The organism is Promicromonospora sp. NPDC050262 (assembly GCF_040655935.1).
Taxonomy (GTDB): domain Bacteria; phylum Actinomycetota; class Actinomycetes; order Actinomycetales; family Cellulomonadaceae; genus Promicromonospora.
Map to the genome: position 1 here is coordinate 194,855 of NZ_JBFAKX010000010.1, position 25,903 is coordinate 220,757.

The 25,903-nt window shown below is 72.3% G+C and carries 19 protein-coding genes; 13 read left to right on the forward strand and 6 right to left on the reverse strand.

Annotation, left to right across the window (positions count from 1 at the left end):
• Nucleotides 1-65: 65 nt before the first annotated feature.
• From AB0I29_RS16835 to AB0I29_RS16850, 4 genes are all read left to right on the forward strand, one after another.
• A complete protein-coding gene (locus AB0I29_RS16835; protein ID WP_285100491.1) occupies nucleotides 66-641 on the forward strand; it encodes a SigE family RNA polymerase sigma factor in 576 nt (191 codons plus the stop codon).
• A complete protein-coding gene (locus AB0I29_RS16840) occupies nucleotides 638-2,041 on the forward strand; it encodes a hypothetical protein (RefSeq protein ID WP_285100490.1) in 1,404 nt (467 codons plus the stop codon). Before AB0I29_RS16835 ends, AB0I29_RS16840 begins: the two co-directional genes overlap by 4 nt.
• Before the next feature lie 556 nt (nucleotides 2,042-2,597).
• Nucleotides 2,598-3,167, forward strand: coding sequence for a SigE family RNA polymerase sigma factor (locus AB0I29_RS16845; RefSeq protein WP_285100489.1), 570 nt, complete (start codon nucleotides 2,598-2,600; stop codon nucleotides 3,165-3,167).
• Between the two features lie 2 nt (nucleotides 3,168-3,169).
• Complete coding sequence (locus AB0I29_RS16850; protein ID WP_285100488.1) at nucleotides 3,170-4,504, forward strand: hypothetical protein; 1,335 nt, start codon at nucleotides 3,170-3,172, stop codon at nucleotides 4,502-4,504.
• A gap of 127 nt (nucleotides 4,505-4,631) precedes the next feature.
• Here AB0I29_RS16850 and AB0I29_RS16855 read toward each other — a convergent pair whose 3' ends face one another.
• Nucleotides 4,632-5,549, reverse strand: a complete 918-nt coding sequence (locus tag AB0I29_RS16855; RefSeq protein ID WP_357483387.1) for an excalibur calcium-binding domain-containing protein — start codon at nucleotides 5,547-5,549, stop codon at nucleotides 4,632-4,634.
• 408 nt (nucleotides 5,550-5,957) lie between these two features.
• On the opposite strand from AB0I29_RS16855, the gene AB0I29_RS16860 reads away from it, so the two are divergent.
• Entirely contained in the window at nucleotides 5,958-9,983 is a 4,026-nt protein-coding gene (locus AB0I29_RS16860) for a TM0106 family RecB-like putative nuclease (protein ID WP_357483390.1), read from the forward strand.
• A 24-nt stretch (nucleotides 9,984-10,007) separates the two neighbouring features.
• Here AB0I29_RS16860 and AB0I29_RS16865 read toward each other — a convergent pair whose 3' ends face one another.
• Nucleotides 10,008-10,772 (reverse strand): hypothetical protein, encoded by a 765-nt coding sequence (locus tag AB0I29_RS16865; RefSeq protein ID WP_357483393.1) that lies wholly within the window; start codon nucleotides 10,770-10,772, stop codon nucleotides 10,008-10,010.
• A gap of 163 nt (nucleotides 10,773-10,935) precedes the next feature.
• Nucleotides 10,936-12,213, reverse strand: coding sequence for an ABC transporter substrate-binding protein (locus tag AB0I29_RS16870; protein ID WP_285100484.1), 1,278 nt, complete (start codon nucleotides 12,211-12,213; stop codon nucleotides 10,936-10,938).
• Nucleotides 12,214-12,550: 337 nt separating this feature from the next.
• Here AB0I29_RS16870 and AB0I29_RS16875 point away from each other — a divergent pair, with 337 nt between their 5' ends.
• The 3 genes from AB0I29_RS16875 (at nucleotide 12,551) to AB0I29_RS16885 (ending at nucleotide 15,386) form a co-directional block, all read left to right on the forward strand.
• On the forward strand, nucleotides 12,551-12,754 hold the full coding sequence (locus AB0I29_RS16875; protein ID WP_036971009.1) for a cold-shock protein: 204 nt from the start codon (nucleotides 12,551-12,553) through the stop codon (nucleotides 12,752-12,754).
• Nucleotides 12,755-12,908: 154 nt separating this feature from the next.
• Nucleotides 12,909-14,054 (forward strand): beta-eliminating lyase-related protein, encoded by a 1,146-nt coding sequence (locus AB0I29_RS16880; protein ID WP_285100483.1) that lies wholly within the window; start codon nucleotides 12,909-12,911, stop codon nucleotides 14,052-14,054.
• A 48-nt stretch (nucleotides 14,055-14,102) separates the two neighbouring features.
• On the forward strand, nucleotides 14,103-15,386 hold the full coding sequence (locus AB0I29_RS16885; RefSeq protein WP_357483396.1) for a glycoside hydrolase family 3 N-terminal domain-containing protein: 1,284 nt from the start codon (nucleotides 14,103-14,105) through the stop codon (nucleotides 15,384-15,386).
• A gap of 4 nt (nucleotides 15,387-15,390) precedes the next feature.
• Here AB0I29_RS16885 and AB0I29_RS16890 read toward each other — a convergent pair whose 3' ends face one another.
• Nucleotides 15,391-17,631 carry a S9 family peptidase gene (locus tag AB0I29_RS16890; RefSeq protein ID WP_357483483.1) on the reverse strand — a complete coding sequence of 747 codons (2,241 nt, stop codon included), beginning with the start codon at nucleotides 17,629-17,631 and terminating at the stop codon, nucleotides 15,391-15,393.
• A gap of 269 nt (nucleotides 17,632-17,900) precedes the next feature.
• Here AB0I29_RS16890 and AB0I29_RS16895 point away from each other — a divergent pair, with 269 nt between their 5' ends.
• Genes AB0I29_RS16895 through AB0I29_RS16910 form a run of 4 tightly spaced genes read left to right on the forward strand, consistent with a single transcriptional unit; the run spans nucleotide 17,901 to nucleotide 22,113 of the window.
• Nucleotides 17,901-19,337: a branched-chain amino acid ABC transporter permease gene (locus AB0I29_RS16895; protein ID WP_285100481.1), complete on the forward strand. Its 1,437-nt coding sequence runs from the start codon at nucleotides 17,901-17,903 to the stop codon at nucleotides 19,335-19,337.
• A 13-nt stretch (nucleotides 19,338-19,350) separates the two neighbouring features.
• On the forward strand, nucleotides 19,351-20,340 hold the full coding sequence (locus tag AB0I29_RS16900) for a branched-chain amino acid ABC transporter permease (protein WP_285100480.1): 990 nt from the start codon (nucleotides 19,351-19,353) through the stop codon (nucleotides 20,338-20,340).
• Complete coding sequence (locus AB0I29_RS16905) at nucleotides 20,330-21,352, forward strand: ABC transporter ATP-binding protein (protein WP_285100479.1); 1,023 nt, start codon at nucleotides 20,330-20,332, stop codon at nucleotides 21,350-21,352. Before AB0I29_RS16900 ends, AB0I29_RS16905 begins: the two co-directional genes overlap by 11 nt.
• On the forward strand, nucleotides 21,349-22,113 hold the full coding sequence (locus AB0I29_RS16910; RefSeq protein ID WP_285100478.1) for an ABC transporter ATP-binding protein: 765 nt from the start codon (nucleotides 21,349-21,351) through the stop codon (nucleotides 22,111-22,113). The genes AB0I29_RS16905 and AB0I29_RS16910 overlap by 4 nt, the downstream gene beginning before the upstream one ends.
• A 206-nt stretch (nucleotides 22,114-22,319) precedes the next feature.
• On the opposite strand, the gene AB0I29_RS16915 is transcribed toward AB0I29_RS16910, so the two are convergent.
• Entirely contained in the window at nucleotides 22,320-23,657 is a 1,338-nt protein-coding gene (locus AB0I29_RS16915; protein ID WP_357483402.1) for an endonuclease/exonuclease/phosphatase family protein, read from the reverse strand.
• A gap of 264 nt (nucleotides 23,658-23,921) precedes the next feature.
• On the opposite strand from AB0I29_RS16915, the gene AB0I29_RS16920 reads away from it, so the two are divergent.
• Nucleotides 23,922-24,479, forward strand: coding sequence for a septum formation family protein (locus AB0I29_RS16920; protein ID WP_285100476.1), 558 nt, complete (start codon nucleotides 23,922-23,924; stop codon nucleotides 24,477-24,479).
• Here AB0I29_RS16920 and AB0I29_RS16925 read toward each other — a convergent pair.
• Complete coding sequence (locus tag AB0I29_RS16925) at nucleotides 24,460-25,707, reverse strand: MFS transporter (RefSeq protein WP_357483405.1); 1,248 nt, start codon at nucleotides 25,705-25,707, stop codon at nucleotides 24,460-24,462. The genes AB0I29_RS16920 and AB0I29_RS16925 overlap by 20 nt on opposite strands.
• Nucleotides 25,708-25,903 lie beyond the last annotated feature (196 nt).

Here is a 25,903-nt window from a genome sequence, read left to right on the forward strand (position 1 = left end):
CGGCGCGCAGTGCGCCGTGAACGAACGCCGGGGCACGCCGGCCACACCACCCGGTGGTGTACCGGATGAGCGAGGTGGCGGTGACCCTGGAACCCGAGCAGGGCACCGGCGAGATCCCCGTCGTCCGGACCAGCCTCGACCCGGTCGCCGACTTCACGGCGTTCGCGCAGGCGAACACCCCCGCGCTGTACCGCATCGCGTACCTGCTGAGCGGCGACGAGCACCGGGCCAAGGACCTGGTGCAGCTCGCCCTCGAGCGCACGTTCAAGGCCTGGAGGAAGGTCGGCGACGGCGACCCGTTCGCCTACGCGCGCCGCGTCCTGGCGACGGCCCGCATCGACACGTGGCGCCGCACCCGCCGCGAGGTGCTCACCGACGAGCCGGCGCTCGGCCTGCGCGAGACGAGCGCCCCGGCGTCGGACGCCGGGCTGGCCGACCGCGACCGCCTGGTCCGCGCCCTCCTGGCGCTCTCCGTCAAGCAGCGCCGGGTGGTGGTGCTGCGCTACCTGCTCGACCGGTCCGAGGCCGAGACTGCGGCGGAGCTCGGCATCTCCACCGGGACGGTCAAGTCCACCGCCTCACGCGCTCTGGAGCGCCTCCGCACCCTCGTGGTGCCCGGCCGCGAAGGGAGCCGATCGTGAACGTGCACGACATCCACGCCAAGAAGGACGCCGCGGTGCTCGCCGACCTGCGGGCCGCCAGCTCGACCGTCGAGCCGCCCGAGGGTCTCGACCCGGTGGCCATGGCGACCCGGGCCGTGCGGACCGTGCGCAGGCGCCGGGTCGTGACGACGGTGACGGCCGGTGTCGCCGCGGTGGTGCTGACGGGCGCCGGCATCGGCGTGGCCGGGGCGATCTACGCCGACCGGCAGGGGCCCCTGCCCGGCACGGTCAAGACGACCACCGAGTCGGCCCCGTCCACCCAGTCGCCGTCGGCGGACCCGACGGCAGAGCCGACGCCGGAACCGAGCGACGTGCCCACCACCTACCTGGAGACCGGTGGCGGGACGCTGCCCGTGCTCCCGGGCGTCGAGCGCGGCGTGGTCGAGGGTGCGGGCGCAGCCCCCTACATCCTCGGCGGGCTCTGGTACGAGGTCCCGCCGGGCGGCTGGATCGCCGTCGGCGACGTCAACGCGGGCGGCGTGGCCGGCTGGCTGGCCCCGGATCTCCCGGGGGCCTACGGCATGGCCGAGTCCGGCACCATCGACGACATGGATGCCACGATCGAGCTGCGCAACGTGTTCGACGTCGCGGACTGGACCGCGCCGCCGAAGGACTCGGGCGCGACGACGCTCGACATCGAGGGCGCCGACCTCGTGGTCATCGAGCAGCACGCCCGCGAGGGCAAGGTGCGGCCCGCGACCATCACCATCCGCAGCGGCGACGAGGGCTGGATCATCGACACCCGGTTCACGGCGAACGCCGAGGGTGACGAGATGCTGCGGAACTTCGTCGGGAACCTCTGGCTCAAGGAGGCGGGCGAGCCCGACTGGTACCTGCCGGAGTTCTCGGCCCCGGTGCTCGACGCCATCGAGCGCGGGATCCCGGCCGACTGGGTCCGGACCGAGCACAACGGCCTGACGTTCGCGGTGCCGGAGGGCTGGACCTCGACGGAGACCGAGGGCGAGTTCTCGCCGGGCGTGGAGTGGACCGGGCAGACGGTCATGCACGTGGATCCCGGCATCGACCAGGAGACGCTGAAGCTGTGGACCGACGCCACAGCCGAGGAGAAGGCGCGGGCCGCCGAGGACAAGGACGTGCTCGAGCGGGTGTACGTCCAGGGCGGCAAGCCCGGAGGCAACTGGTGGACGCCGTCCGGAAACCCGGGGTCCCAGATGATCGACGTCCCCGGCGCCGACTACGCCGAGGTGATCCCGACCGCGCACAACGTCGACGGGGAGACCGACTACTACTGGGTCGACATCTACATCCACCAGGAGGACCAGGGCGAGAACCTGTTCCTCGTGGTGGAGTTCGACGGCGGCGAGCAGGGCCTGCGGGATCTCCACACCTTCCTGGGGACGCTGGACTTCCGCCGCTGACCCACCCCGGACAAGCACGTGTCAGACGTACAGGTCACCCCTGTGACCTGTACGTCTGACACGTGCTTCGTCGTGGGGCGGACGGCGCGGCCGCCCCGGCCACGCACAGCCCGGAAAATTTCTCTGAACCAAAATGGAACCTTCGTCCCGGTGAGGCCGTGTTCCGTTCGTGACAGTCACGAGTCCGCGTGTTCGAGCGCCAGAGTCCCGGGCCCCCAAGCCCGTGGTCCTGCGCGTCGTGCGCGCCGACTCCAGCTCTGCGGACGACCTGGAGAACGTGACCACCCAGCAGAACACCCCAGATTCCTCATCCACCTCGACGCCGAGGTCGGCGGCGGAGCTCGCGATCGTGCCGGTCGCGGACGACGGAGACGCCGACCCGGCAGCCACGACCGAGCGCGACCCGGAGCCCGGGCCCGCGGCCGCGTCGAACGGCACCCTCGGCAGGACCAAGGACAGACCTCGCAGGGGAGCGGCCGAACCGGTCCCCGCCACCCGACCGCTCACGGTGGTTCGAGGTGGGTCGGGGGAGCCGGATGACGTACCCTCGCTCCCCGTGCGTACAGACCGGCCGAGGGCCACTCACGCGCGCAGGAACGCACAGGTCTCGAAGAACGAAGAGTTCACCGCGTTCATGCGAGAGGCCAAGGATCCACTGCACCGGATGGCCTTCCTCCTGAGCGGTGACGCCCACCGTGCGGAGGAGCTCACGCAGCAGACCTTCGAGCGCTGCTACCGGCACTGGCACAAGGCCCGCCAGGGCGACCCGCTGGTGTACGCGCGCCGCGTCCTGGCGAACCTGCGTATCGATGCCTGGCGCCGTACGCGGCGCGAGGTGCTGACCGGACCCGACGAGCTGCCGCAGGACGACGTCCGCGTGGCCCGTGCGTCGAGCCGGATGCCCACGCGCACCGTGGACGACCGCGACACCGTCGTGCGCGCCCTCCTGCGCCTCCCGATCAAGCAGCGCCGCGTCGTGGTGCTGCGCCATCTCCTGGATCTCTCGGAGTCCGAGGTCTCGACCGAGCTCGGAATCCCTCTCGGCACCGTGAAGTCCACGGCTTCGCGCGGCCTCGCCCACCTGCGCGCGATCCTCGATCTCGACTCGCTGGGCGGAACGCGATGAACATGAACCTCTCCCACGGCGCGCCCGACGACGACTTCGTCGCCCGGCTCCGCGAGTCGGCGCACGCGTCGGTGCCCGCGTCGACGCTCGACCTGGACGGCGTCCTGCGGTCGAGCCGGCGCAAGCACGCCGTGCGCCGGGCCGGCGTCTCGCTGGCCTCGACGCTCGTGCTGGCCACGGCCGGCGCCGGTGCGGCGGGCGCGCTCCCGGGGATCCCGGGGCTCTGGAGCAGCGCCCCGGTAGAGGTGTCACCCCTCGAGTCGGCGGAACCGATGGCGACGGTCGAGGTCGACCCCCCGCCGCCGTCGGCCACCGCGATCCCGACGCCGGACCTGGCGACGGAGCTCGCGAAGCTCGCGCCCGGAGTGACCTCCGTGGCGCAGCCCGCGGCGTACCGCGTCGACGCGGACACCGCTGTGCTCGACCTCGGCCTCCCCGCCGGAGGGGGCGACCGCTACCTGGCGGTCGTGACCCTGGCGAAGATCGACGGCCGGCACAGCGCCACAGACCTGGAGGTCCTGGCGGGCGGCGACACCGCCCTGCAGAACCTCCGCGCGGGGAACCTCGGTGGAACCCTGCTCTGGCGCGGCGTCACGTCCGACGCGATGGTCCTGCCGTCCGACGGCGGTCCGGCCCTCGTGTTCGGCTTCTCCTCCGGTGCGGAGGAGGGAGACCAGTTCCTGGTCTTCGACGACCCGCAGACCGATGGTGCCGCGGACGCGCAGGGGGCGTCCGCGTCACCGGGGTCCGAGGCCGGTGCGCCCCAGGCGGGCGCGTCGCTCCCGGTCACGCCGTTCGACGTGCTCGGCGACGGCAGCGTGTGGATGCGCGTGCTGCAGGTGGACCGCTCGACGGCGGAGCCGCGCGGCTTCGTCTACGCGAGCCAGGACACCTGGAGCGCGTCCTGGTGCCGCAGCACGTCGCCCGAGTGCGCGGTCATCCACGACGTCGCGGGCAAGACCGTGGCGACGCCGCAGGCCGCGGAACCCACGCCGCTCGTCGCGGAGCTCGCGCCGCTGCTGGTCGAGGACCCGCAGGCGAACGAGGTGCCCGCGATGGAGGCCTGCGTGGCGCAGCGCACGGGCACGAGCTGGACCGCCCCGCCGGGACTCACCGGCAAGGCGTTCTGGCAGGCCCCGAAGGGCGTGGACGCCGATGTCTGGCGGCTGTGCCTGATCGACATCAGCGAGGCGTCGCAGCTCGCCGCGACGGGCGAGATCCTGCCCGACGGCGGTGTGTCGCCCAGCCCGGCTCCGAGCGAGGAGCCGACCCAAGCTCCCGAGAACGAGGATCCCCTCGGTCTCGGTGAACTCCTGGAGGGACTCTTCGGGGGATAAGACTTCCCGGTCCGTGTCTCGTCTGGGGAGATGGCGCGGGCCGGGAACAACCGAGCGGGCCGAGGCAGAATCTGGGGATCTGCCTCGGCCCGCTCATTCTTGTCCTGATCTGACCGAGCTGTTCGGGCTACTCGCCGTCCTCGCAGGCGATGCCGTTGCCGTTCCGGTCGAGGTGCGGCAGGTAGCCGGGCGCCGTGTTGGGCAGGGGCGCCGCGCCCGCGGCGCGTACGGCGTCACAGTTCCAGTAGAAGACGGTCCCGTTGCCGTTTCCGTTCCCGTTCTCCTCCTGTTCCTGCTCCTGCTGTTCCTGCTGCTGTTGCTGTTGTTCCTGCTGCTGCTTGAGCGCGGCCTCCTGCTCCTTGACCTGCGCCTCGCGGTCGCCCAGCGCCTTCTCGCGCTCGGCCACCTCGTCGCGGCGCTTGTCGACCTGCGCCTGGTCGGCCTCGATCTCGGCGCGCGCCTCGTCCATCTGCGACCTGATGTTCTGGGCGTCGGAGATGGCCTGGTTCGCGTCGGCCTGCTGACCGGCCGTGACGACCACGCCGATGATCACACCCAGCGCGAGCCCGGCTATGCCGATGGCGACCATGAGCCCGGCGCCCGGCGGGCGCGAGCCGCTCTGGCGCGACGGGCCGCCGGGGCGCCGGCCGGCGCCCATGGGTCCGGGCGCCACGGTGCCGAGGGGGACGGAGCCGCCCGGTCGGCGGTGCGCGTCGTCGATGCTCAGCGGGCCGGGACCGGCGGCGCCCGGCCGTGGTTCGGGGCCTGCGGCGGCAGGCGTCGTCGCCTTCCGGCCGCCGAGCCCCTTGAGGGCGGCGAGCACGCCTGACGCCGGGCTCTTGGCCTCGGGCGGCGGGGGCGGTGGCGCCATCCCGGACTGCGGTGGGTAGACGGGCTGCGGCCCGGAGCCCGGCCGGGGCGGTCCCGCGGCGGGCGGGGCGCCGATGGGCGCCATCGTCATGGTCGAGCCCATCGCGTCCGCGGGGGCCATGGCGGGCGGCGCCGAGGGCGCGGGCGCCGGACGGCGGGCGGGAGCGTCGATCACCTGGATCGCGACGGTCCTCGTGTCGGCACCCCCGTCCGGGCCGCCGACGGGAGCCGGTGGTGCCGGGGGAGCTGGTGGTGCGAGGGGCGCCGGCGGTGCGGCACCCGTGGGTCCGGAATCGGGCTGGGGGGCGTCGGGGCGGTCGACCCAGTAGTCCCAACCGGGCGGGGCCGGAGGCCACGACGGGTCGGGAGCCCAGGTGGAGTCGGGTCGGAATCCCGGGGGCACCTGCCAACCCGGAGGCGGGTTGAAGCGCACGGGCATGGTTGCTCCTTCGATACGGTCGGCCCCACTATCGGCCATGCAGGCGGGTCGGCGCCAGAACCACTGGCCATGCCGGACATTTCTCCCGCGTGTGGGAGCGACAGTAGCGCGCTCGTGTCAGAGGTCACTGGTAGACCTGGGGGCATGTTCCTCCTGGAGCGCGACGACGCCAGCACGCTCGTGCACTCGGCCAGCGACCTCGTGGTCGCGGGCGAGTGCGAGTTCCGCCTGCTGCGCCGCCTCGACGAGCTCCTGGGCCGCAGCCCGCGCCGGGCGCGGGAGGAGGACGAGATGCTCGCGCGCACGGCGGCCCTCGGTGAGGATCACGAACGCCGCGTCCTCGCCGGGCACCTGCGTACCTTCGGTCCGGCCGACGACGACGGCCCCGGCGGGGTGCTCGAGGTCGCGCCCGCCCGCCGCATGGCGCGGGACGAGCTGGTCGACTCGCACGACCGCACCCTGGCCGCCCTGGAACGGGGCGCGGACGTCGTCTACCAGGCCTCGTTCTTCGACGGGCGGTTCCATGGCCGGGCCGACTTCCTGGTGCGCGACCTGCTGGGGGAGACGGTCCGCCTCGGTGGCTCGGGCGGGGTCGTGCCGCCCGAGCAGTGGCCACGGCACGCCGAGGCGCACGTCTCCCGGCCGCGGTACGCCGTGCACGACTCCAAGCTCGCCCGCCGCACCAAGGTGCGTGCCCTGCTGCAGCTCGCCGCGTACGCGGACCAGCTGATGGCGGCGCGGATCGACCCGACCGACGAGGTGCACCTCGTGCTCGGCACCGGCGAGACCACGTCGCACCGGCTCGCCGACCTGCTGCCGGTCTTCCGCAAGCGGCGCGCCCGGCTGATCGAGGTCCTGGACGAGCACGTCGCCGACACGGGTCCCGTGCGCTGGCACGACGAGCGCTACCTGGCCTGCGGCCGGCTGCGCGACTGCCCGGACTGCGCCGAGGCGGCCCACGAGAGCCGCGACGTGCTGCTCGTCGGCGGGGTGTACGGGGCGCAGCGGGCCAGGCTGTCCGCCTCCGGCATCACCACGATCGACGCGCTCGCGACCGCCGAGGACCCGCCGGACGGCATGGCCGCGGGCCGCTTCGAGGGCCTGCGCGCCCAGGCGCGCCTCCAGCTCGGGCTGGACGACGGCGACGGCTCGGTCGCGCTCGACCACCTGCCCGACGGCGTCGACCCGGAGGGACCCGACGCACGGCTGCGCTGGCAGCTCGTGGCGACCGAGGCGATCGACCGCCTCCCGCCACCGAGCCCGGGCGACGTGTTCTTCGACTTCGAGGGGGACCCCCTGTGGGAGGAGGCGCGGCTGCCCGGCGACGACCAGGCGCCGGCCATGGGCCTCGACTACCTCTTCGGCTGGGTCGAGCGTCCCGGTCCGGACGGCGGCAACCCGCCCTTCCACGGGCTGTGGGCCGACGACCTGGCGGGTGAGCGCGACGCGCTCGTGCGGTTCGTGGACCATCTCCACGCCCGGCTCGCGGAGCACCCGGACCTGCACGTCTACCACTACGCCGCCTACGAGCGGACGCATCTGCTCTCGATCGCGGCGCGGCACGGCGTCTACGAGGACGAGGTGGACCAGCTCCTGCGCGACGGCGTGCTCGTCGACCTCTACGCCGTGGTCCGGTCGTCCCTGCGCATCTCCCACCGGTCGAAGTCGATCAAGAAGCTCGAACCGCTCTACATGCAGGACGATCCGGCGCGCGAGGGTGTCACGAGCGCCACGGCATCGGTCACGGAGTACGCGGAGTACGCGAAGCTGGCAGCTGAGGGGGACTCGCGGGCGGCGGAGCTGCGGCAGCGGATCTTGGACTACAACGAGTACGACTGTCGGTCGACGTTGCGGTTGCTGGATTGGTTGCGGTTCGCGCGGGGGGTGGTCGGGCCTGTTTCGGGTGGTGTGGTCGGGGCGGCCGTGGGAAGCGAGACCCCGCGCGCGGATGCGTTCACGGGCCCCAAGGGGCCCTCCACTTCGGGAACCGATACATCCGCGCGCGGGGTCTCGCTTCCCACGGCCTTCGCGGTCGGGTCGCCTTCGGGGGGTGGTGAGTACGGGGGGAGTGCTGTTGAGCGAGGGGGGCTCGGTTCCGGGGTGGTCCCTGGTGGCGGCGGGGCGGCTCCTGCCGGTGGGGGGAACGGGGAAGCGGCGGCCGGGCGGGGGTTGGCTCGGCGGGAGGGGCGGGAGCGGCGGCTGGCTCTGGCGGGGGAGATCGCGGAGCGGGTCGGGGAGAACCGGGGGGAGCGGTCGCTGGAGGTGCAGGCGCTCGCGCTGCTGGGCGCGGCCGTCGGGTACTACCAGCGGGAGGAGAAGCCGTTCTGGCAGGAGCACTTCGCGCGGCTCGAGCTGCCGCTGGACGAGTGGCCCGGCCGACGGTCGACGTTCCACGTGGAACGTTCGCGCGTGCTGCGGGACTGGAGCGTCGTGGGTCGGGACCGGCTTCCCTCGCGCGAGGTCGAGCTGGTGGGCCGCATGCTCGACGGGTCCCGCATCGACGGGTCCGACCTGGGTGTGGGCGACGCGGTGCACCTCCTGTACGACCAGCCGGTGCCACCGGTGGTCGGCGAGCTGGAGGCGCGGGCCGTGCGCGGCGAGCACTCCGGCGGCGCGATCCTGGCGGTCCGCGAGGAGCCCGAGAGCGACGACGCGCCCCGGGGCCGCGACGTCGTGGTCCTGCGCGAGCGGCTCTCCGGGGGAGCGGAACCGCACGACCAGGCGCCCGTCGCCCTCGCCCCGCAGCGCGGGCCCGCGCACGACGCGCAGGAGCGGGCGACCGAGGACGCCGCCCGTGCGGCGCTCGCCGCGTGGGACGCGGACCGCACCCTGCCCGACGGCGCCGCCGTCGACCTGTTGTGCCGCCGCCCGCCACGGCTGATCGACCCGTCGACGGGGCAGCGCGGCGGGGACCTGCCGGAGCTCACCGGCGCGACCAGCGGGGGAGACGTCGGCGGGCTCCACCTCGAGGCCACGGTGCTCGCCGCCGTCGAGCGGCTCGACCACTCGTACCTCGCGGTGCAGGGCCCGCCCGGGACCGGCAAGACGCATGTCGGCTCGCACGTGGTCGCCCGGCTGGTCGACGCCGGCTGGCGGGTGGGTGTCGTCGCGCAGTCGCACTCGGCGGTCGAGAACCTGCTGAGCTGCCTCGTCGACAAGGCGGGCGTATCCGTCGACGTCGTCGCCAAGAAGCAGCGGGCGAAGGGTGTCGAGAGGGAGCCGGCCGGCCCGTGGCAGGAGCTGACGGGCAGCCAGCTCGCGGACTTCGCCGCCGGCAGCGCCGGCGGCTGCGTGGTGGGCGGCACCGCCTGGGACTTCGCGCACGAGCGCTGGCCCGACGAGGGGCTGGACCTGCTCGTGATCGACGAGGCCGGGCAGTTCTCGCTGGCCGACACCGTCGCCGTCGGCCGGGCCGCCCAGCGCCTCCTGCTGCTCGGCGATCCGCAGCAGCTTCCGCAGGTCAGCCAGGGCCGGCACCCCGAGCCGGTGGACGAGTCGGCGCTCGCGTGGCTCGCGGCCGGCAGCTCCGTGCTGCCCGACGGCCTCGGGTACCTGCTGCCCGAGTCCTGGCGGATGCACCCCGAGGTCTGCGCGGCCGTGTCCCAGCTCTCCTACGCCGGCCGGCTCTCGGCGCACCCCGTCACGACGGAGCGCTCGCTCGACGGCGTGGTCCCCGGCGTGGTGCACGTCCCGGTGGTCCACGAGGGGCGCTCGACGTCGTCCCGGGAGGAGGCCGACGAGGTGGTGCGCCAGGTGCAGGGTTTCGTCGGCCGCACGTGGGACCCAGGAGCCGGGCGCCCGGCCCGGCCGCTGGGCCCCGACGACGTCGTGGTGGTCGCGGCCTACAACGCGCAGGTGCACACGGTGCGCCTCGCCCTGCGCGCCGCAGGCCTCGGTGGGGTGCCCGTCGGCACCGTCGACATGTTCCAGGGCCGGGAGGCGCCGGTGGCGATCCTGACGCTCGCCGCCTCGGCCCCCGAGAACGTCTCCCGCGGGATGGGCTTCCTGCTCGCGCGCAACCGCATCAACGTGGCGGTGTCGCGCGCGCAGTGGCGGGCCGTCGTGGTCTCGTCTCCCCGCCTCACCGACTACCTGCCCGGCGACCTGGAGGCCGACGGCGTACGCCACCTCATGGAGCTGGGCGGCTTCCTCCGCCTCATCGGCGCCTGACGCACCCGGTCCGGGCGGGACGGGTCAGAACTCGCCGCCGCCGAAGTCACCGCCGCCGAAGTCGCCACCGGCATCCCCGCCGCCGAACATGTCGCCGAAGAACCCGCCGCCGCCGTCCCCACCGGCGTCTGCCCCGGCATCGGCTCCCGCGTCGCCGCCCTCGGCGCCGGCCGCCTCGACGGGCTCGCCGCCGGCCTCCTCGCCGCCGCCCTCGCCGCCGCCCTCGCCGCCGCCCTCCTCACCGGCGAAGTCCTGCGCCGGGTCGCCGAAGGAACTGCCGAACATCATGTCCGCCACGGCCGAGCCGATGACCATGCCACCGATGGTGCCGAGCATGCTCGCGCCGAGCATCGAGCCGAAGCCCGGGCCGCGGCTCGCGCCGAAGTTCCGCTCGAGGGTGCCGGGGTTGCGCATCTCGGCGCGGGTGGCCATGTGGGCCAGGTCGCGCGGATCGTCCGACGTCGCGCGCTCGTTGGGCGGCACGGTCTCGCTGAGCTGGGCCAGCACCTGGTTGCGCTGCTCGGGCGTGAGCTGCGCGAACGCCTCGGCGTGCGCCTCCTCGACCCGGTCCGGCGGAGCCGTGCGCAGCAGGTAGCGGTAGCGCTCGATCGCCACCTCGTCCTCGCTGCGTCCCGTGCTCGCGGCGGACCCGTAGACGGGGGCCGTGCCGTAGGCCGGGGTCTGACCCGGGGTCTGCTGGTACTGGGGCCGCGGCGTGCCGCCGCCCTGGTACATGCCGGGTGTCTGCTCGCGCGGCTCGCGGCCGAGCAGTCGGTCGAGGAAGCCCATTGATCTCAGTCCTTCGTGAGGTTCGGTCCTGACGGTCCACCCCGGTCAACGGCGTGCCGTGGCCCAGGGTTCCCGGTCATCGTCCCTCCGCGACACGAACAGGACATGACGAAGGCCCGGCCACCGAGGTGACCGGGCCTTCGTGCTGTGTCAGCCGGGAGCGTCAGCCCTCGACCGAGCCCTCGATCGCACGGTCGAACACGAGCGTGTTGTCGTCGGCGTAGCTGTAGACACCGATGAACGCGGACGACGGGTCGTTGTCCTCGTTGATCGGGCCGATGCCGGAGACGCCCGTGTAGTGGATGTCGTCGCCGGCCTCGAGCGCCGCGACGCCCTCCTCGAAGGTGGACACCTCGGTGCCGCCGTCCGCACCGGACACGGAACGGATCTGGGCGGCGATGTCGGTACCGGTGGTCGACTCGGCCTTCACCGCGGCCAGCGCGGCGAGGATCACGGCGTCGTACGACTCAGCGGCGTAGGCGTAGTCGGTCAGCGGCTCGCCCTCGTTCTCCTCGTACCAGCCGCTCGCCGCGTCCTTGAACTCCTGCGCGGGGTCGGCGCCGGGGATGGTGCCGACGACGCCCTTGAGCGTCCCCGGGTCGAAGTCCTTGGAGTAGTCGGCGGTGTTGCCGTCGCAGAGGTACGTGGTGCCGTCGAAGTCCCAGCCCTGGGAGACGAGCTCGGCGATGGCTGCCTTGGTCTCCTCGAACGCGAGGATGACGATGGCGTCCGGCTTGGCGGCCAGAGCGTCGGTGACGATCGACGAGAAGTTGGTCTCGCCCGGGGCGAACTCCTCGCCGGAACCCGTGGCGCCGTAGACGGCCTCGGCGCCTCCGGCCTCGATGGACTTCTGCACGTTGTCGCGCAGACCGGTGCCGTAGGTCTCGTTCTGCACGAGGAAGGCGACCTTCTGGTGGCCGCCGTCGAGCACGAGCGAGCCGAGCGCCGCACCCTGCACGGTGTCCGGCGGAGCGGTACGGGTGAACAGGTCGCTCACGCCGGAGAGCTCCGTGGCGGTGTTCGCGGGCGAGATCTGGAGAACCCCGGCCTCGGTGAACTGGTCCACCACGTTCTGGGACACGGACGAGGACGCCGCGCCGATGGCGACCTGGACGCCCTTGCCGATGAGGTCGGTGGCCGTGTTCGTCGACACGCTCATGTCGGTCGAGTCACCGGAGTCACCGCCCTCGAGGGTCACGTCCTCGCCCAGCACACCCCCGGCGGCGTTGATGTCGTCGACGGCAAGTCCGACGCCCGCGACCTCGGGCGGACCGAGGTAGGCAAGAGAGCCGGTGATCGGGAGGATGGTGCCGACGACGAGCGGCTCGGTGGAGCCCCCGCCCTCTCCATCGCCAGAACCCGAGGTGGAGCAGGCTGCCAAGCCCACGCTGAGGACTGCCGCTAGCGCGAGCCCGCGCGCAGCCGTGGAACGTCGAATCATGTCTGCTGTTCCCCTTCAAGCGGGAGTGGATCTGACGGCGCACTTTGCTCCGTCGTGGTCGCTGAAAGTAGTCACCTTGTGTGACGCCTGTGTCACGAATCCCCCACCCCGACCAAGATTGTTACGAGGACGTGACCCACATCACCCTAGACCCAAGGAAAGTTCATCCAGTCGCCCGCCGGACGCACCTCACGGAGATTGATCGGGCTTTCCTGGGCACGGGCAGGTACGCTTGGCGTGTTGCAGTGCCTCGATCGTTCTTCCAAGAGATGACGACGACACCGTGATTACAGCGATCCCGAAGGCCGGGGTCGTCGCATCTTGCAAGGAGCAGTACATGGCATTCGGAACCGTCAAGTGGTTCAACGCCGAGAAGGGCTTCGGGTTCATCGCACCCGAGGACGGTGGGCAGGACGTGTTCGCCCACTTCAGCGCGATCCAGTCGAGCGGCTACCGCTCGCTGGAGGAGAACCAGCGCGTCGAGTTCGACGTGAAGCAGGGCCCGAAGGGCCTCCAGGCGGAGAACATCCGCCCGATCTGATCTCTGACAGCCGACACGGCGGGCTCGTGAGCCCGCCCGGTTGTACTACGAAGGCCCGGTCACCTTTCGAGGTGACCGGGCCTTCGGCCTGCCCGCTCCCGGGGAGCGTCGAGGCCGAGACCGTCGCCGGCTGCTCGGGCGGGAGAATGGGCGGGTGCAGCACTTCGCCTCCGACAACTACGCCCCCGTCCACCCCGAGGTCATGGCCGCGGTCGCCGCGGCGAACGACGGCGCGGCCGTCGCGTACGGCGACGACCCTGTCTCCGCCCGCCTGCAGCACCGCGCCGAGGAGGTGTTCGGCGAGCGGGCCCGCATCTTCCCCGTCCTGAACGGCACGGGCGCGAACGTCATCAGCCTCATGGCCGCCGCCCCGCGCTGGGGCGCGGTGATCACCAGCGACGTCGCGCACGTCCACACCGACGAGAACGGGGCGCCCGAGCGGGTGGGCGGCCTCAAGATCCTCGCCGTACCGAGCAGGCACGGTCGCATCGGGCCCGACGCCGTGGACCGCTACGCCGGCGACCTCGGCGACGTGCACCGCGCGCAGCCCGCGGTGCTGAGCCTCACCCAGGTGACCGAGCTCGGCACGGTCTACTCCGTGGCCGACCTCAAGCTGCTCGCCGACACCGCCCACGCGGCGGGCCTGCGCGTGCACGTCGACGGCTCGCGCCTCGCGAACGCCGCGGCGACCCTCGGCGTCGGGCTGCGGGAGATCACCACCGACGTCGGCGTGGACATCGTGTCGCTCGGCGCGGCGAAGAACGGCGGCATGCTCGGCGAGGCCGTGGTGGTCCTGTCCGACGACGGCGCCGCGGCCGGTCCGGCGGGGGCGGCACCGTCCGAGGCGGTGCCGTACCTGCGCAAGGCGACGATGCAGCTCGCGTCCAAGACCCGGTTCGTGTCGGCCCAGCTCCTCGCGCTGCTCGGCGAGCCGGGCACGCCGACGTCCGGCACGCCGGCGTCCGCCGCGACGCCGTCCGGCAGCGCCGAGGGCGGGCCGCTGTGGCTGCGCAACGCGGCGCACTCCAACGCGATGGCCGCGCGCCTGCGCGCGGGCATCGAGGCGGCGGGTCTGCTGGAGCCCGGGGTGGGGGTCGACCTGCGGTACCCGACCGAGGCGAACGTCGTGTTCGCGACGCTGCCCCGCGTGGCAGCGGACCGCGTGCGCGAGCACGCCCGCTTCTACGACTGGGCGCCGGGGGAGACCGCCGACCGGGTCGAGGTGCGCTGGATGTGCGCGTGGGACACCACGGAGGCGGACGTCGACGCGTTCGTGCGGGTGGTCGGCGCGGCGCTCTGACCCGACCCGATTGCACGTCGGGACCACGACGGGGTGAGACTGATGGTCATGACCCGCTTTCGCCCTGCCGGCCTGCTCGCCGCGACCGTGCTCACGGTCGCCGCGCTGGCCGCGGGTTGTTCCGCTCCGGCCGGTGAACCCGGACCGACCTCCCTCCCCGGACCCTCCCAATCGAGTGCGCGGCCGAGCCCGTCGCCGAGCAGCCCGTCGCCGAGCGGCTCGCCGTCCGGCAGCCCGTCGCCGTCGGACGGTGCGGTGTCGCCGGCGCCCGGTGCGACGCCGTCCACGCGGCCCACCCCGGAGCCGACGCCCGGCGAGCCCGACCTGTCGCTCGTGGCCGGCTGGAGCCTGGAGCAGAAGGTGGGCCAGGTCGTGATGGTCGGCCTGCCCGTCAAGGGCCCGTTCCAGCCGACGTTCGACATGATCGAGAGCCGGCAGATCGGCGGCGTCTTCCTGCACGGTCGTACCCACGCCGGCCGGCAGCCGGTGAAGAACCTGGTGGACGCCGCGGTGGCGGCGTCCACCTCGCCGGTACCCCTCTTCGTCGCCACCGACCAGGAGGGCGGCGAGGTACAGGTCCTGCGGGGGCAGGGCTTCAGCGACATGCCCAGCGCGCTCGACCAGGCCGAGCTGTCCGCACCCGACCTGCGCGCCCGGTCCCTGACCTGGGGCCAGGAGCTGGCCGCCGCGGGCGTGAACCTCAATCTCGCGCCGGTGATGGACCTGGTCCCGCAGCAGAGCGCGGCGTCGAACGCGCCGATCGGCGCCTTCGGGCGCAACTACGGGTACACGCCGGAGTCCGTGATCGCCCACGGCAACGCGTTCGCCGAGGGGCAGCGGGACGCGGGCGTGCAGACGTCGATCAAGCACTTCCCGGGGCTGGGCCGGGTCACCGGGAACACGGACACCACCGCCGGCGTGACCGACACGGTGACCGGGCCCGACGACCCGTCGGTGGCGGTGTTCGACGCCGGCATCAAGGACGGCTCGGGCCTGGTGATGATGTCGTCCGCGATCTACACCCGGATCGACCCGGACGCGCCTGCGGTGTTCAGCCCCACCGTGGTGGGTTTGGTCCGCGAGCACGGGTTCGACGGCGTGATCATCACCGACGACCTGTCGGCGGCGGTGCAGGTCGAGAGCGTGCCCCCGGGGGAGCGGGCGGTCCGTGCCGTCGACGCCGGGGTGGACGTGGTGCTCGCGTCCGCGCGGCCGTCCGTGGCCCCGGCCATGGTGGACGCGCTGGTCCAGGCCGCGAAGGAGGACCCGGCCTTCGCCGCCAGGATCGACGCGGCCGCGGCCCGGGTGGTCGCGGCCAAGGCCGGCCTCTGAGGTCTCAGAGGCCGGCCAGGCCCAGCACGTCCAGCGTCCAGGCGTGCTCGAACGCCACCTGCTCCCAGGCGGAGTAGCGCCCCGAGACGCCGCCGTGCCCGGCCGACATCTCGATCTTGAGCATCGCCGGCGCCCCCGCGGCCTGCAGCCGGGCCACCCACTTGGCCGGCTCCACGTACAGCACGCGGGTGTCGTTGAAGCTCGTGGTCGCGAGCACACGGGGGTAGCGCGAGGCGTCGTCGGCCACGTTCTCGTACGGCGTGTACGAGCGCATGTACGCGTACACCTCGGGGTCGTTCAGCGGGTCGCCCCACTCGTCGCGCTCCGTGACGGTCAGGGGCAGCGTCGGGTCGAGCATCGACGTCAGCGCGTCGACGAACGGCACCCCGGCCAGCACCCCTGCGAACAGCTCGGGCGCCAGGTTGGTGGCCGCGCCGACGAGCAGCCCGCCGGCGCTGCCGCCGTCGGCCACCATGCGGTCGGACGCCGTCCAGCCGGTGGCCACCAGGTGGCGGCCGCAGGCCACGAAATCGGTGAACGTGTTGCGCTTGGCGGCCAGCTTGCCGTCGTCGTACCAGGAGCGGCCCATCTCGCCGCCGCCCCGGACGTGCGCGACGGCGAAGACGACCCCGCGGTCGAGCAGGCTCAGGCGGGCGATCGAGAAGTACGGGTCGATCGAGTACTCGTACGCGCCGTACCCGTACAGGAGCAGGGGTGCGGGCTCGGCGGGAGCCGGGTCGGCCGAGCCGGCCGGGTCGGCGAACTGCACCTTGTCCTTGCGCCAGACGAGCGAGACCGGCACGCGCGTCCCGTCCTCGGCGACGGCCCACTCCCGGCGCTGGTCGTAGTCACCGGCGTCGTACCCGCCGAGCACCGGCTGCTGCTTGAGCAGCGTGCGCTCGCCGGAGGCGACGTCGTACAGGTAGAGCGACGACGGCGTGACGAACGACGTGTAGCCCACCTTGAGGTTGGGCTGCTCCCACACACCCACGCCCGCGCCGACCGACTCCAGCGGCTGACCGAAGGAGATCTCCTGGAAGTCCCAGGTGACCGGGCCGCTCGCCGGGAGCTGGAGCACGGCCGAGCGGGAGATCGCCCCGCGGCGGTAGTAGAGCACCGCGTAGCGCTCGCTCGCGCTCACGCCCTCCAGGCGCACCTCGGGGTCGTGCGGCACGACGACGGCCGCGGCCTCCGGGGTGATGTTCTCGCCGCGTGCCGGGACGGGCGACGCGACCAGCTCGAAGTTCAGCGCGTCCTGGTTGTGCAGGATCAGCAGGGCGTCCTCGGGCTCGCCCGTCGACCCAGGCAGCACCGCGTGCTCCACCGAGTACTCGACGCCCTCGCGGCGCGGCCAGACGACGCGGAACTCGCCCGTCGGGTCGTCGGCCTCCAGCAGCCACGACTCGCTCGTCACCTTCGAGCCGAGCTCGATCTGCAGGTACTTCTTGGACCGGGACAGGCCCACGCCCACCCAGTACCGCTCGTCGGGCTCCTCGAACACCAGCACGTCGTCGGACCCGGTGGTGGCACCGAGCCGGTGCCGCCAGACCCGCCAGGGCCGCCAGGCGTCGTCCACGGTCAGGTAGAAGACGTGCTCGCCGTCGGGGGTGAACATGGCGCCGGGCGCGGTGTCGCGCACCTCGTCGCGGAGGTCCTCGCCGGTGGCCAGGTCGCGGACGCGCAGCGTGTAGCGCTCGTCGCCCGCCGTGTCGGTCGCGTACAGCAGCCGGGTGCCGTCGTCGGAGACGTCGAGCGAGCCCAGGGCGAAGAACTCGTGCCCCTCGGCCTCGGCGTTCTGGTCCAGCATGACCTGCTCGCCCGGCACGGGCTGCCCGGGCTCGAGCACGCGGGGCGTCCAGTCGTCCGGGCCGGCGACCGGGTACCGCGCGTGGATCGGGTACTGCTGGCCCTCGACCGTGCGGGCGTAGTACCACCAGTCGCCGTCGCGCGCGGGGACCGAGAGGTCGGTCTCGAGAGTGCGCCCCTTGATCTCGTCGAACAGGGTCTGCCGTAGCGGCGCCAGGTGCTCCTGACGGTCGAGGGTCCAGGCGTTCTGCGCCTCCAGGTGCGCCACGACCTCGGGATCCTCCTTGTCGCGGAGCCACTCGTAGTCGTCGGTGAAGGTGTCGCCGTGGAAGGTGCGCTCACGGGGGCGGCGCACGGTGAAGGGTGGCTCGGACGGCGGGAGGACCCGCACGGAACCGTTCGGTCGATCGGCCGCCGGGGCGGCCGCTGGGGGAGTCATGGCGTCGTCGGACACCGCGTCAGCCTAACCGTGCCGACGCCCCCGCGACGGGGCATCCCACGCCCTCTCCCTGCCCTCGACGATGGCACTCCGTGACCTTGGTGTGACCAACGGGTGTAACGAGTGACACATGGCACGGCTACACTCGCCGCACGCCGATGGCATCAGTTTGATGCAGGCCTGGTTAAGCAGGACTGAATCATGCTGGTGTCGTATCGGCACCGAGACCTCGGAGCATCACACACCAGAACCGACGGAGGACCCGGCAGATGACAGCCGACCGACCGAACCTCGCGACGGCCGCGCGCAGGCTGCTGGCCACGCTCGCGGCCGCGGCCATCCCTGCCGCGATCGCCGCGGCACCAGCGATGGCTGCCACTGCGCCCGCCGACTGCACACCCGACGACACGACGGCCTGCGTCGTGGCGATCGTCCTGGACGCGGAGAACAACCCCGTCCCCGACGTGGGCGTGACCATCTCCGGCGCGGGGTTCGAGACAGACGTGACCAGCACCCAGGAGGGGCCGGCGTCCGTGGAGGTGCCGCAGGTCGGTACCTACACGCTCACCCTCGACGAGGAGACCGTCCCCGACGGGCTCTTCCCGGACGCCACCGAGCTGCAGGTCACGGCACAGACCGGTAGCTCCGCGCGCGCGGCGTTCCGGCTGGGCACCACGCCCCCCGAGAGCACCGAGCCCAGCGGGGGCGCCACCACCGCCCCGAGCGAGGGCGAGCCCACGGACGCGGCCTCCGGCCCCGCAGCCGGGGACGAGGGCCTCGGCGGAGCCGGCACCACCACCACCGAGGGCGGCGGCCCCTCTCTCGCGCAGATCTGGCAGCAGTTCGGCTCCGGCATCCGGTTCGGCCTGCTGCTCGCCCTGGCCTCGGTGGGCATCAGCCTCATCTACGGCACGACCGGCCTGTCGAGCTTCTCGCACGGCGAGCAGGTGACGCTGGGCGCCATGTTCGGCTTCATCGGCATCAACTGGCTGCACATGCCGGTCTGGCTCACCGTGATCGGCGTGATCGTGGTCTGCGCCGCCACCGGCTGGCTGCAGGACGCCGCCATCTGGGGCCCGTTGCGCCGGCGCGGTACCCCCGTCACGCAGATGATGATCGTGACCATCGGCCTGTCGCTCGCGCTGCAGTACGCCATCCAGATGGTCATCGGCGGCCGGTCGCACCGCGTGCTGCCGCAGAACCCGAAGCCGCTGGAGATCGCGGGCATCACGCTCAGCACCGCCTCGTGGATCTCGATGCTCGTCGCGGTCGTCGTGATCTTCTTCATCGCGTGGTTCCTCACCCGCACCCGGACCGGCCGCGCCACCCGCGCCGTCTCGGACAACACGGCGCTCGCGGCGGCCACCGGCATCAACCCGGACCGCATCATCCGCGTCGTCTGGACCATGTCCACGGGCTTCGCGGGCCTGGCGGGCATGCTGCTGGCCATCTCGTTCGGCTCGTTCAACTGGTCGCTCGGCATGCTGCTGCTGCTCCTGATGTTCGCCGCCGTCACCCTCGGTGGCCTGGGCACGGCCTACGGCGCCCTGCTCGGCTCCCTCGTGATCGGCCTCGTCGTCGAGATGTCCACCCTCATCCCCGGAATGCCGAGCGACCTGCGCTACGCCTCGGCACTCGTGATCCTCATCCTCGTGCTGCTGTTCAGGCCGCAGGGCCTGCTCGGCCGCGCCGAGCGGATCGGCTGAAAGGAGAACCATCATGGAACTGAGCCGCATCCTCACCCAGGCGCTCGCCGAGCTCATCGCTCCGACCACGGCCGCCATCGCGCTGGCCGCCATCGGCCTCAACCTGCACTTCGGGTTCACCGGCCTCCTCAACATGGGGCAGGCAGGCTTCATGCTGCTGGGCGCCTACGGCTTCGGCATCGCCACGATCTCGGGCGCGCCGTTCTGGCTGGCCCTGCTCATCTCGCTCGCGGCGGGCGCGCTGTTCGCGCTCATCCTCGGCGCACCCACGCTGCAGCTGCGTGGCGACTACCTCGCGATCGTGACCATCTCGGCCGCGGAGATCATCCGAATGCTCGGCCGTGCCACCGTCTTCCAGGAATGGACCGGCGGCGCGGCGGGGCTCACGGGTGGTTCGTTCAAGGCGACGTTCCAGGAGCTCTCGTTCCTGCCGGCGGCGCCCGAGCGTGGTGCGTTCGGCCCGCTCGAGTACGTGTTCACCGGATCCGACTCGTGGTGGACCCGCCTGTTCTCGTGGGCCGTGGTGCTCATCGCCGTCCTCTTCGTCTGGCTCCTCACGCGCAGCCCGTGGGGCCGCGTGCTCAAGGGCATCCGCGAGGACGAGGACGCCGTCCGCGCACTGGGCAAGAACGTCTTCTCCTACAAGATGCAGGCGCTGGTGCTCGGCGGCATGTGCGGATCGCTCGCCGGCATGCTGTACGTGCTGCCCAGGTCGGTCGCGCCCGACGCCATGGGGCGTTCGCTGACGTTCTTCGCGTGGACGGTCCTGCTGCTCGGCGGCGCCGCCACCTTGTTCGGCCCGGTCCTGGGGTCCATGCTCTTTTATGCGGTCTACATGTTGCTCCGCGCGGGTATGCGCGAGGGTCTGGAAGGCGTGGTGACGGCCACGATGGTGGAGCAGATCGGTGGTCTGCTCGTCGGCGTGACCCTCATGCTGCTCGTCATCTTCCGCCCACAAGGAATCCTGGGGAACAAGAAGGAGCTCGCCTTCGATGTCCGATGAGACGACAGAGAACAAGGTGGCCGAGGTGACCGACGTGCCCGAGGCGGCCGAGGCGACGGACGTGCCCGCGAGCACCGTCGAGGCGCTCGAGACCGTCGAGCGCAGCGACACCGAGGCCGCCAAGGCCGCGGAGCACGTCCTGGCCGCGGTCGAGCCGAAGGTCGGCGTGAGCAAGCCGGACCCGATCCTGCTCGTCGACGACGTGCAGCGCCGGTTCGGTGGCATGACCGCCGTCGACGTCGACCACCTGGAGGTCCAGCGCGGCGTCATCACGGCCCTCATCGGCCCGAACGGCGCCGGCAAGACGACCTTCTTCAACCTGCTCACAGGCTTCGACAAGCCCAACCAGGGCTCGTGGTCCTTCGAGGGCAGGTCTCTGGGCGGCGTCAACGCCGCCAAGGTGGCGCGCAACGGCATGGTCCGCACGTTCCAGCTCACCAAGGCGCTGTCGCGCCTGACGGTGCTGCAGAACATGCTGCTCGCCGCGATGGACAACCCGGGCGAGAACCTCTTCGGCTCCCTGGTGAAGCCGCTGTGGGCGGGCACCGAGAAGCGCAACACCGAGAAGGCGCTCGAGATCCTGGCGCGGTTCAAGCTCGACACCAAGAAGGACGACTTCGCCGGCTCGCTGTCCGGCGGTCAGCGCAAGCTCCTGGAGATGGCGCGGGCCCTGATGACGGACCCGACCATGATCATGCTCGACGAGCCCATGGCCGGCGTGAACCCGGCCCTGGTGCAGTCGCTGCTGCACCACATCCAGGCCCTGCGCGACGACGGCATGACCGTGCTGTTCGTGGAGCACGACATGCACGCCGTGCGGCACATCTCCGACTGGGTGGTGGTCATGGCGGAGGGCAGGATCGTCGCCGAGGGGCCGCCCAAGTCCGTCATGCAGGACCAGGCCGTCGTCGACGCCTACCTGGGTGCGCACCACGACACCGACCTCGGGGACGACTCGCTGCTCGACCCCGCAGTGCTGGCCCGGCTCGAGGCCGAGGAGGAGAAGCGATGAACGACGCGGCCAAGACCGAGAAGCGGGAGATCCTGCTCAAGGCGACCGACATCGTGGCCGGGTACCTGCCGGGTGTGAACATCCTGAACGGGTGCAACCTGGAGGTCGCCAAGGGCGAGCTCGTGGGCATCATCGGCCCCAACGGCGCCGGCAAGTCCACGCTGCTGAAGTCCCTGTTCGGCCTGGTCCACGTCCGCTCCGGCAGCGTGACCCTGGGCGGCGAGGACATCACCAACCACAAGGCGAACAGCCTCGTGTCGCAGGGTGTCGGGTTCGTGCCGCAGAACAACAACGTGTTCCCCTCGCTCACCGTCGAGGAGAACATGCGGATGGGCGTGTACCTGCGGCCCAAGGTGTTCGCCGAGCGGTTCGAGTTCATCACCGACCTGTTCCCCACCCTGGGCGAGCGGCGCGCGCAGCGTGCGGGCGCCATGTCGGGCGGTGAGCGGCAGATGGTCGCCATGGCCCGCGCACTGATGATGAACCCGTCGGTGCTGCTCCTCGACGAGCCGTCCGCCGGGCTGTCGCCGGTGCGTCAGGACGAGACGTTCCTGCGCACCCGGATGATCAACAAGGCGGGCGTGTCCGTGGTCATGGTCGAGCAGAACGCCCGGCGCTGCCTGCAGATCTGCGACCGGGGGTACGTGCTGGACCAGGGCAAGGACGCTTACACGGGGACGGGCAAGGAGCTGCAGTCGGACCCGAAGGTGATCTCGTTGTACCTGGGCACGTTGGCGGAGGACGTCGACAAGGCGTCCTGATCGTTGTGGTTCCGCCCGCCGGAGGGGCGGGAGACGTGCGGCCGGCCTCGCTCACGGGCCCCAGGGGGCCCTCCGCTACGGCTTGACGGCCGGCCGCACGTCTCCCGCCCCTCCGGCTCTTCCTTTGGGTCACCGTGCCCGGGGGTGGGGTGGCGGGGGGTGAGCCGTTCGGTGGTGGGGAACTGTCGACTGGAGCGTGCTGTCTTTCAGAGCTTGAGGTCGGTCCAGGTGAGGCGGTGGTCGCTGCTCGGGAACGGGTAGACGCCCGTGAGCCGGGACAGCGGGTCGGCCGCGGCCGGCCAGAAGACGCCCGCGCCCCGGACGCGCAGGTCGCGCGACGGGAGCACGTAGTCGACGCGGAGGTTGCCCGGCGTCGTGTCCGCGAAGTCGGCCGTGTCGAACGCCGGGTCGCCCTCGTGGGTCAGGTTCGCGCCGGCCTGCAGCGCCGAGGCCTCCGGGGCGCCCGCCGACGTCGGCCGCGGGTCGGTGACGCGGGGGTGGCGCAGCAGCTGGTCGATCGCCGGGACGCCGTCGCTGCCCGTGGCGGAGTCGCCGTCGAGCGGGTCGGCGTTGTAGTCGCCCACGATCACGAACGACGAGCCGGGCCGCAGCCCGCCACGCCGGCCCTCGTCGTCGTACACGTAGCGCGCCGCGCGGCCGCCGCGCACGTAGTCGGCCCAGAACCGGATCTCGTCGTGGTTGCGCAGACCGTTGCGGTCCTCCGCGCCGTCGAACGACGGCGGGGTCGGGTGCGCCGCGAGCACGTGCACCGTCTCGTGGCCCACGCGCACCGGCACGTCCCAGTGCGACTTGGACGACAGGGGCAGCACCGCCAGCTCCTCGGCCGAGTACCAGTCGGCCGGGGCATCGGTGGCGGGGTCGTCCGGCAGGAGCGCGCCCGGCATGTCCTGCCACCTGAAGTTCTGGAACGTGCGGACGTCGCGGTGCTGGATCGGGTACTTGGACAGCACGACCATGCCGTACTGCCCCGGGAAGAGGCCGAAGCCCAGCGCGTCGTCGCCGCCCCCGACGGTCCCGTCGTTGTTCGGGTCGAACCCGCTCGGGATCCCCGTGTTGGACGGCGCGACGAACGCGTACGGGTACTCCACCGGGCGGCCCGTGCCCTGCGGCACCTCCAGGTAGTTCTCGCGGAACAGGTCGGCCGCGGCGTACGGGTCGGCGTCGCCCGAGTAGTCGAACTCGTTGAGCAGCACGATGTCCGGGTTCGCGTGCTGGATCACCTCGGCCACCGTCGCCGCCTGGACGTCGTCGCCCGTGGACAGGTCGGCGACGAGCTCGCCCTCGGTCGCGCGGTTGAGCGACAGGTTGTAGGTCGCGGCGCGCAGGGTCCGGGGCTTGGCGTGGTGCCGGTCCGGCGTGGCAGACGTCGCGGTCGACGCCGCTCCGTCCGCCGTCGGGCCCGCCGTCGGACCGGTCGGTGTAGTGCCTGCCGAGGCCGTGCTCGCCGAGGCGAGGAAGGCCCCGGCCAGCAGGGCCGCTGCCGCGGCCGCGCCGGTCAGGCGCGAGGGGGTGCTGGCTCGCATGACTGCTCCTTCGTCGGGGTGTCGTGCGCGGGTGGTCCGCGTCAGACACCGTAGGACGGCGCCCGCTCGTGCGGGTGAACGGTGCGTGAACAGCCCCGCCGGCGCGGCGCCGCGTGCCGTGGCGGAGGTGGCTCGGCGGGCCGTGATCGAATCGTTGTGCGCTCGCCACCAGTACGGACGTTCGAGACGGTAGTTTTCCGGGGCGGCCGGAGGTGGCCGCGGCGAGGGCGTCCGCCGTCGTGCCGAACCCAAAGGAAGAACTTGATGATCCGCACCCTCCGTCCCGCCCGCCGTCCGGCCCGGCTGCTGGCCGCCGCGGCCGCAGCGACCGTGTCGCTGACCCTGCTCTCCGGCTGCTCGGTCCTCGACGGGATCCTGTCGAGCGGCGAGGCCCCGCGTGACGAGCCGGGCGGCGAGATCACCGCCTCCGCCGACGCGGACGCGTTCGAGATCCTGAAGGGCGACTGCATCGACCTGGAGGCCCTCGACGGTTACGGCGAGTCCGCGGAGGGTGAGGACTTCGAGGTCGAGTCGGTGCCCGTGGTGCCGTGCGCCGAGGAGCACACCGGCGAGGTCTACGCCGAGCTCATCATGGAGGGCGACGAGTACCCGGGCGACGACGCCATGTCGAAGAAGTTCGACGAGTGGTGCTACGACGAGTTCGAGAAGTTCGTGGGCATCTCGTACGACGAGTCCGTCTACGGCTACACCGGCTTCTACCCGACCCAGGCCACCTGGGAGCAGCTGAACGACCGCTCCCTGCAGTGCATCGTCAGCTCCGAGGAGCCGTTCACGGGCAGCCTCAAGGGCGCCGCGGAGTAATTCCCGGCACGTCGACGTGCGGCATCGCGGTCCGCCGGGCCGCGATCCGCACGTCGACCGCGACGACCACGAGCGCGGCGAGCACGAAGAACGCCCCGACCAGGGGCACCGTGTCGATGCCGACCGTGGCCACCACGAGTGCCCCGAGCGCTGCCCCGCCGCCGATCCCGATGTTGAACACCGAGCTCGAGATCGCGGTCGCCGACTCGGTGGCGCCCGGGGCGACCTGCATGGACAGGAACGACAGAGCCGGCGGGATCGCGCTGAACGCGAGGCCGAACAGGGCCAGGCCCGCCAGGGCGACGGCCGGGACGTGGCCCAGCGACCACAGCAGCACCAGCGCGCCGGTGAGCAGGCCGAGCGCCACGAGCACCGTCTGCCACGGCCGCCTGTCGAGCACCTGGCCGATCAGCAGGGTCCCCGCCAGGCCCGCGGCGCCCTGGCCCAGCAGCAGCGCGCTCAGGTATCGGTCGGGGAACCCCGCCGTCTCCAGCAGGAACTGGGTGACGAACGTGATCATCATGAACCCGCCCGTCACGAGCAGCACCGTGACCACCATGAGCACCACGAAGCGGCGCATGCTGGGGTGCGTGCCGGTGGCCGTGCCGCTCTGCTCGGCGTCGACGTCCGGCATGGCGATCGCCATCGCGAGGCACGCCAGCAGGCTCACCACGGAGAACACGAGGAACGCGGTGCGCCAGCCCGCCTGCTGGCCCACCCAGGTGCCGAGCGGCACGCCGAGCAGCGGAGCGAGCGAGTTGCCGATGGCGAGGCGCGCGATCATCTTGCCGCGGACGGCGGGCGCGAACAGGCTCGCGGCGGCGGGCGTGACGACCGACCAGAACAGCGCCTGGCCCAGCGCCGTGACCATGCGCGCGGCCATCAGGTCCACGTAGCCGGCGGCGACCGCCGACCACAGAGTCCCGACGGTGCACACCGCGGTGGTCGCCGCCAGCACCCAGCGGCGCGGGAACCGGCGGGTCAGGCGCGAGAGCGGCAGCGACGCGAGCACGACGACGGCGGCGTACGCCGTGACCAGCAGCCCGACCTCGGACGTGCTGCGGCCCAGGTCGGGGGCGATGAGGGTGAGCAGCCCGCCCGGCAGGTTCTCCGCCGTCACGAAGGTGAAGGCGCTCACCGAGAGCGCGATCAGCGCGACGACCGCGCGGCGCTGGTCCACCGGAGGTGCGGCAAAGGCCGCTGCGGCGGCAGGACTGTTCGCGGTCATGTGGTCTCCGGCGGGTCGACGGGCGTGGGCTCACCCGGACGACGAGCCGGCCCGGCGGACATCGACCAAAATACGCGGACTCGAACCGATTCTACGAGCCCATTCCCGGCATACGTCCTGAACCAGAACTGTGTCCTAGGCAACATTGTCGTAATATTTCCCTGGTTTCCTCCTCCGTGGACAAAGGTGTCCAGCA

What these genes read in the sequence shown, in the direction of transcription:
- AB0I29_RS16850 (WP_285100488.1), top strand. Translation starts at nt 3,170, where the DNA reads ATGAACCTCTCCCACGGCGCGCCCGACGACGACTTCGTCGCCCGGCTC.
- AB0I29_RS16895 (WP_285100481.1), top strand. Translation starts at nt 17,901, where the DNA reads ATGACAGCCGACCGACCGAACCTCGCGACGGCCGCGCGCAGGCTGCTG.
- AB0I29_RS16910 (WP_285100478.1), top strand. Translation starts at nt 21,349, where the DNA reads ATGAACGACGCGGCCAAGACCGAGAAGCGGGAGATCCTGCTCAAGGCG.
- AB0I29_RS16920 (WP_285100476.1), top strand. Translation starts at nt 23,922, where the DNA reads ATGATCCGCACCCTCCGTCCCGCCCGCCGTCCGGCCCGGCTGCTGGCC.
- AB0I29_RS16835 (WP_285100491.1), top strand. Translation starts at nt 66, where the DNA reads ATGAGCGAGGTGGCGGTGACCCTGGAACCCGAGCAGGGCACCGGCGAG.
- AB0I29_RS16885 (WP_357483396.1), top strand. Translation starts at nt 14,103, where the DNA reads ATGACCCGCTTTCGCCCTGCCGGCCTGCTCGCCGCGACCGTGCTCACG.
- AB0I29_RS16870 (WP_285100484.1), bottom strand. Translation starts at nt 12,213, where the DNA reads ATGATTCGACGTTCCACGGCTGCGCGCGGGCTCGCGCTAGCGGCAGTC.
- AB0I29_RS16875 (WP_036971009.1), top strand. Translation starts at nt 12,551, where the DNA reads ATGGCATTCGGAACCGTCAAGTGGTTCAACGCCGAGAAGGGCTTCGGG.
- AB0I29_RS16900 (WP_285100480.1), top strand. Translation starts at nt 19,351, where the DNA reads ATGGAACTGAGCCGCATCCTCACCCAGGCGCTCGCCGAGCTCATCGCT.
- AB0I29_RS16890 (WP_357483483.1), bottom strand. Translation starts at nt 17,631, where the DNA reads ATGACTCCCCCAGCGGCCGCCCCGGCGGCCGATCGACCGAACGGTTCC.
- AB0I29_RS16925 (WP_357483405.1), bottom strand. Translation starts at nt 25,707, where the DNA reads ATGACCGCGAACAGTCCTGCCGCCGCAGCGGCCTTTGCCGCACCTCCG.
- AB0I29_RS16860 (WP_357483390.1), top strand. Translation starts at nt 5,958, where the DNA reads ATGTTCCTCCTGGAGCGCGACGACGCCAGCACGCTCGTGCACTCGGCC.
- AB0I29_RS16905 (WP_285100479.1), top strand. Translation starts at nt 20,330, where the DNA reads ATGTCCGATGAGACGACAGAGAACAAGGTGGCCGAGGTGACCGACGTG.
- AB0I29_RS16915 (WP_357483402.1), bottom strand. Translation starts at nt 23,657, where the DNA reads ATGCGAGCCAGCACCCCCTCGCGCCTGACCGGCGCGGCCGCGGCAGCG.
- AB0I29_RS16865 (WP_357483393.1), bottom strand. Translation starts at nt 10,772, where the DNA reads ATGGGCTTCCTCGACCGACTGCTCGGCCGCGAGCCGCGCGAGCAGACA.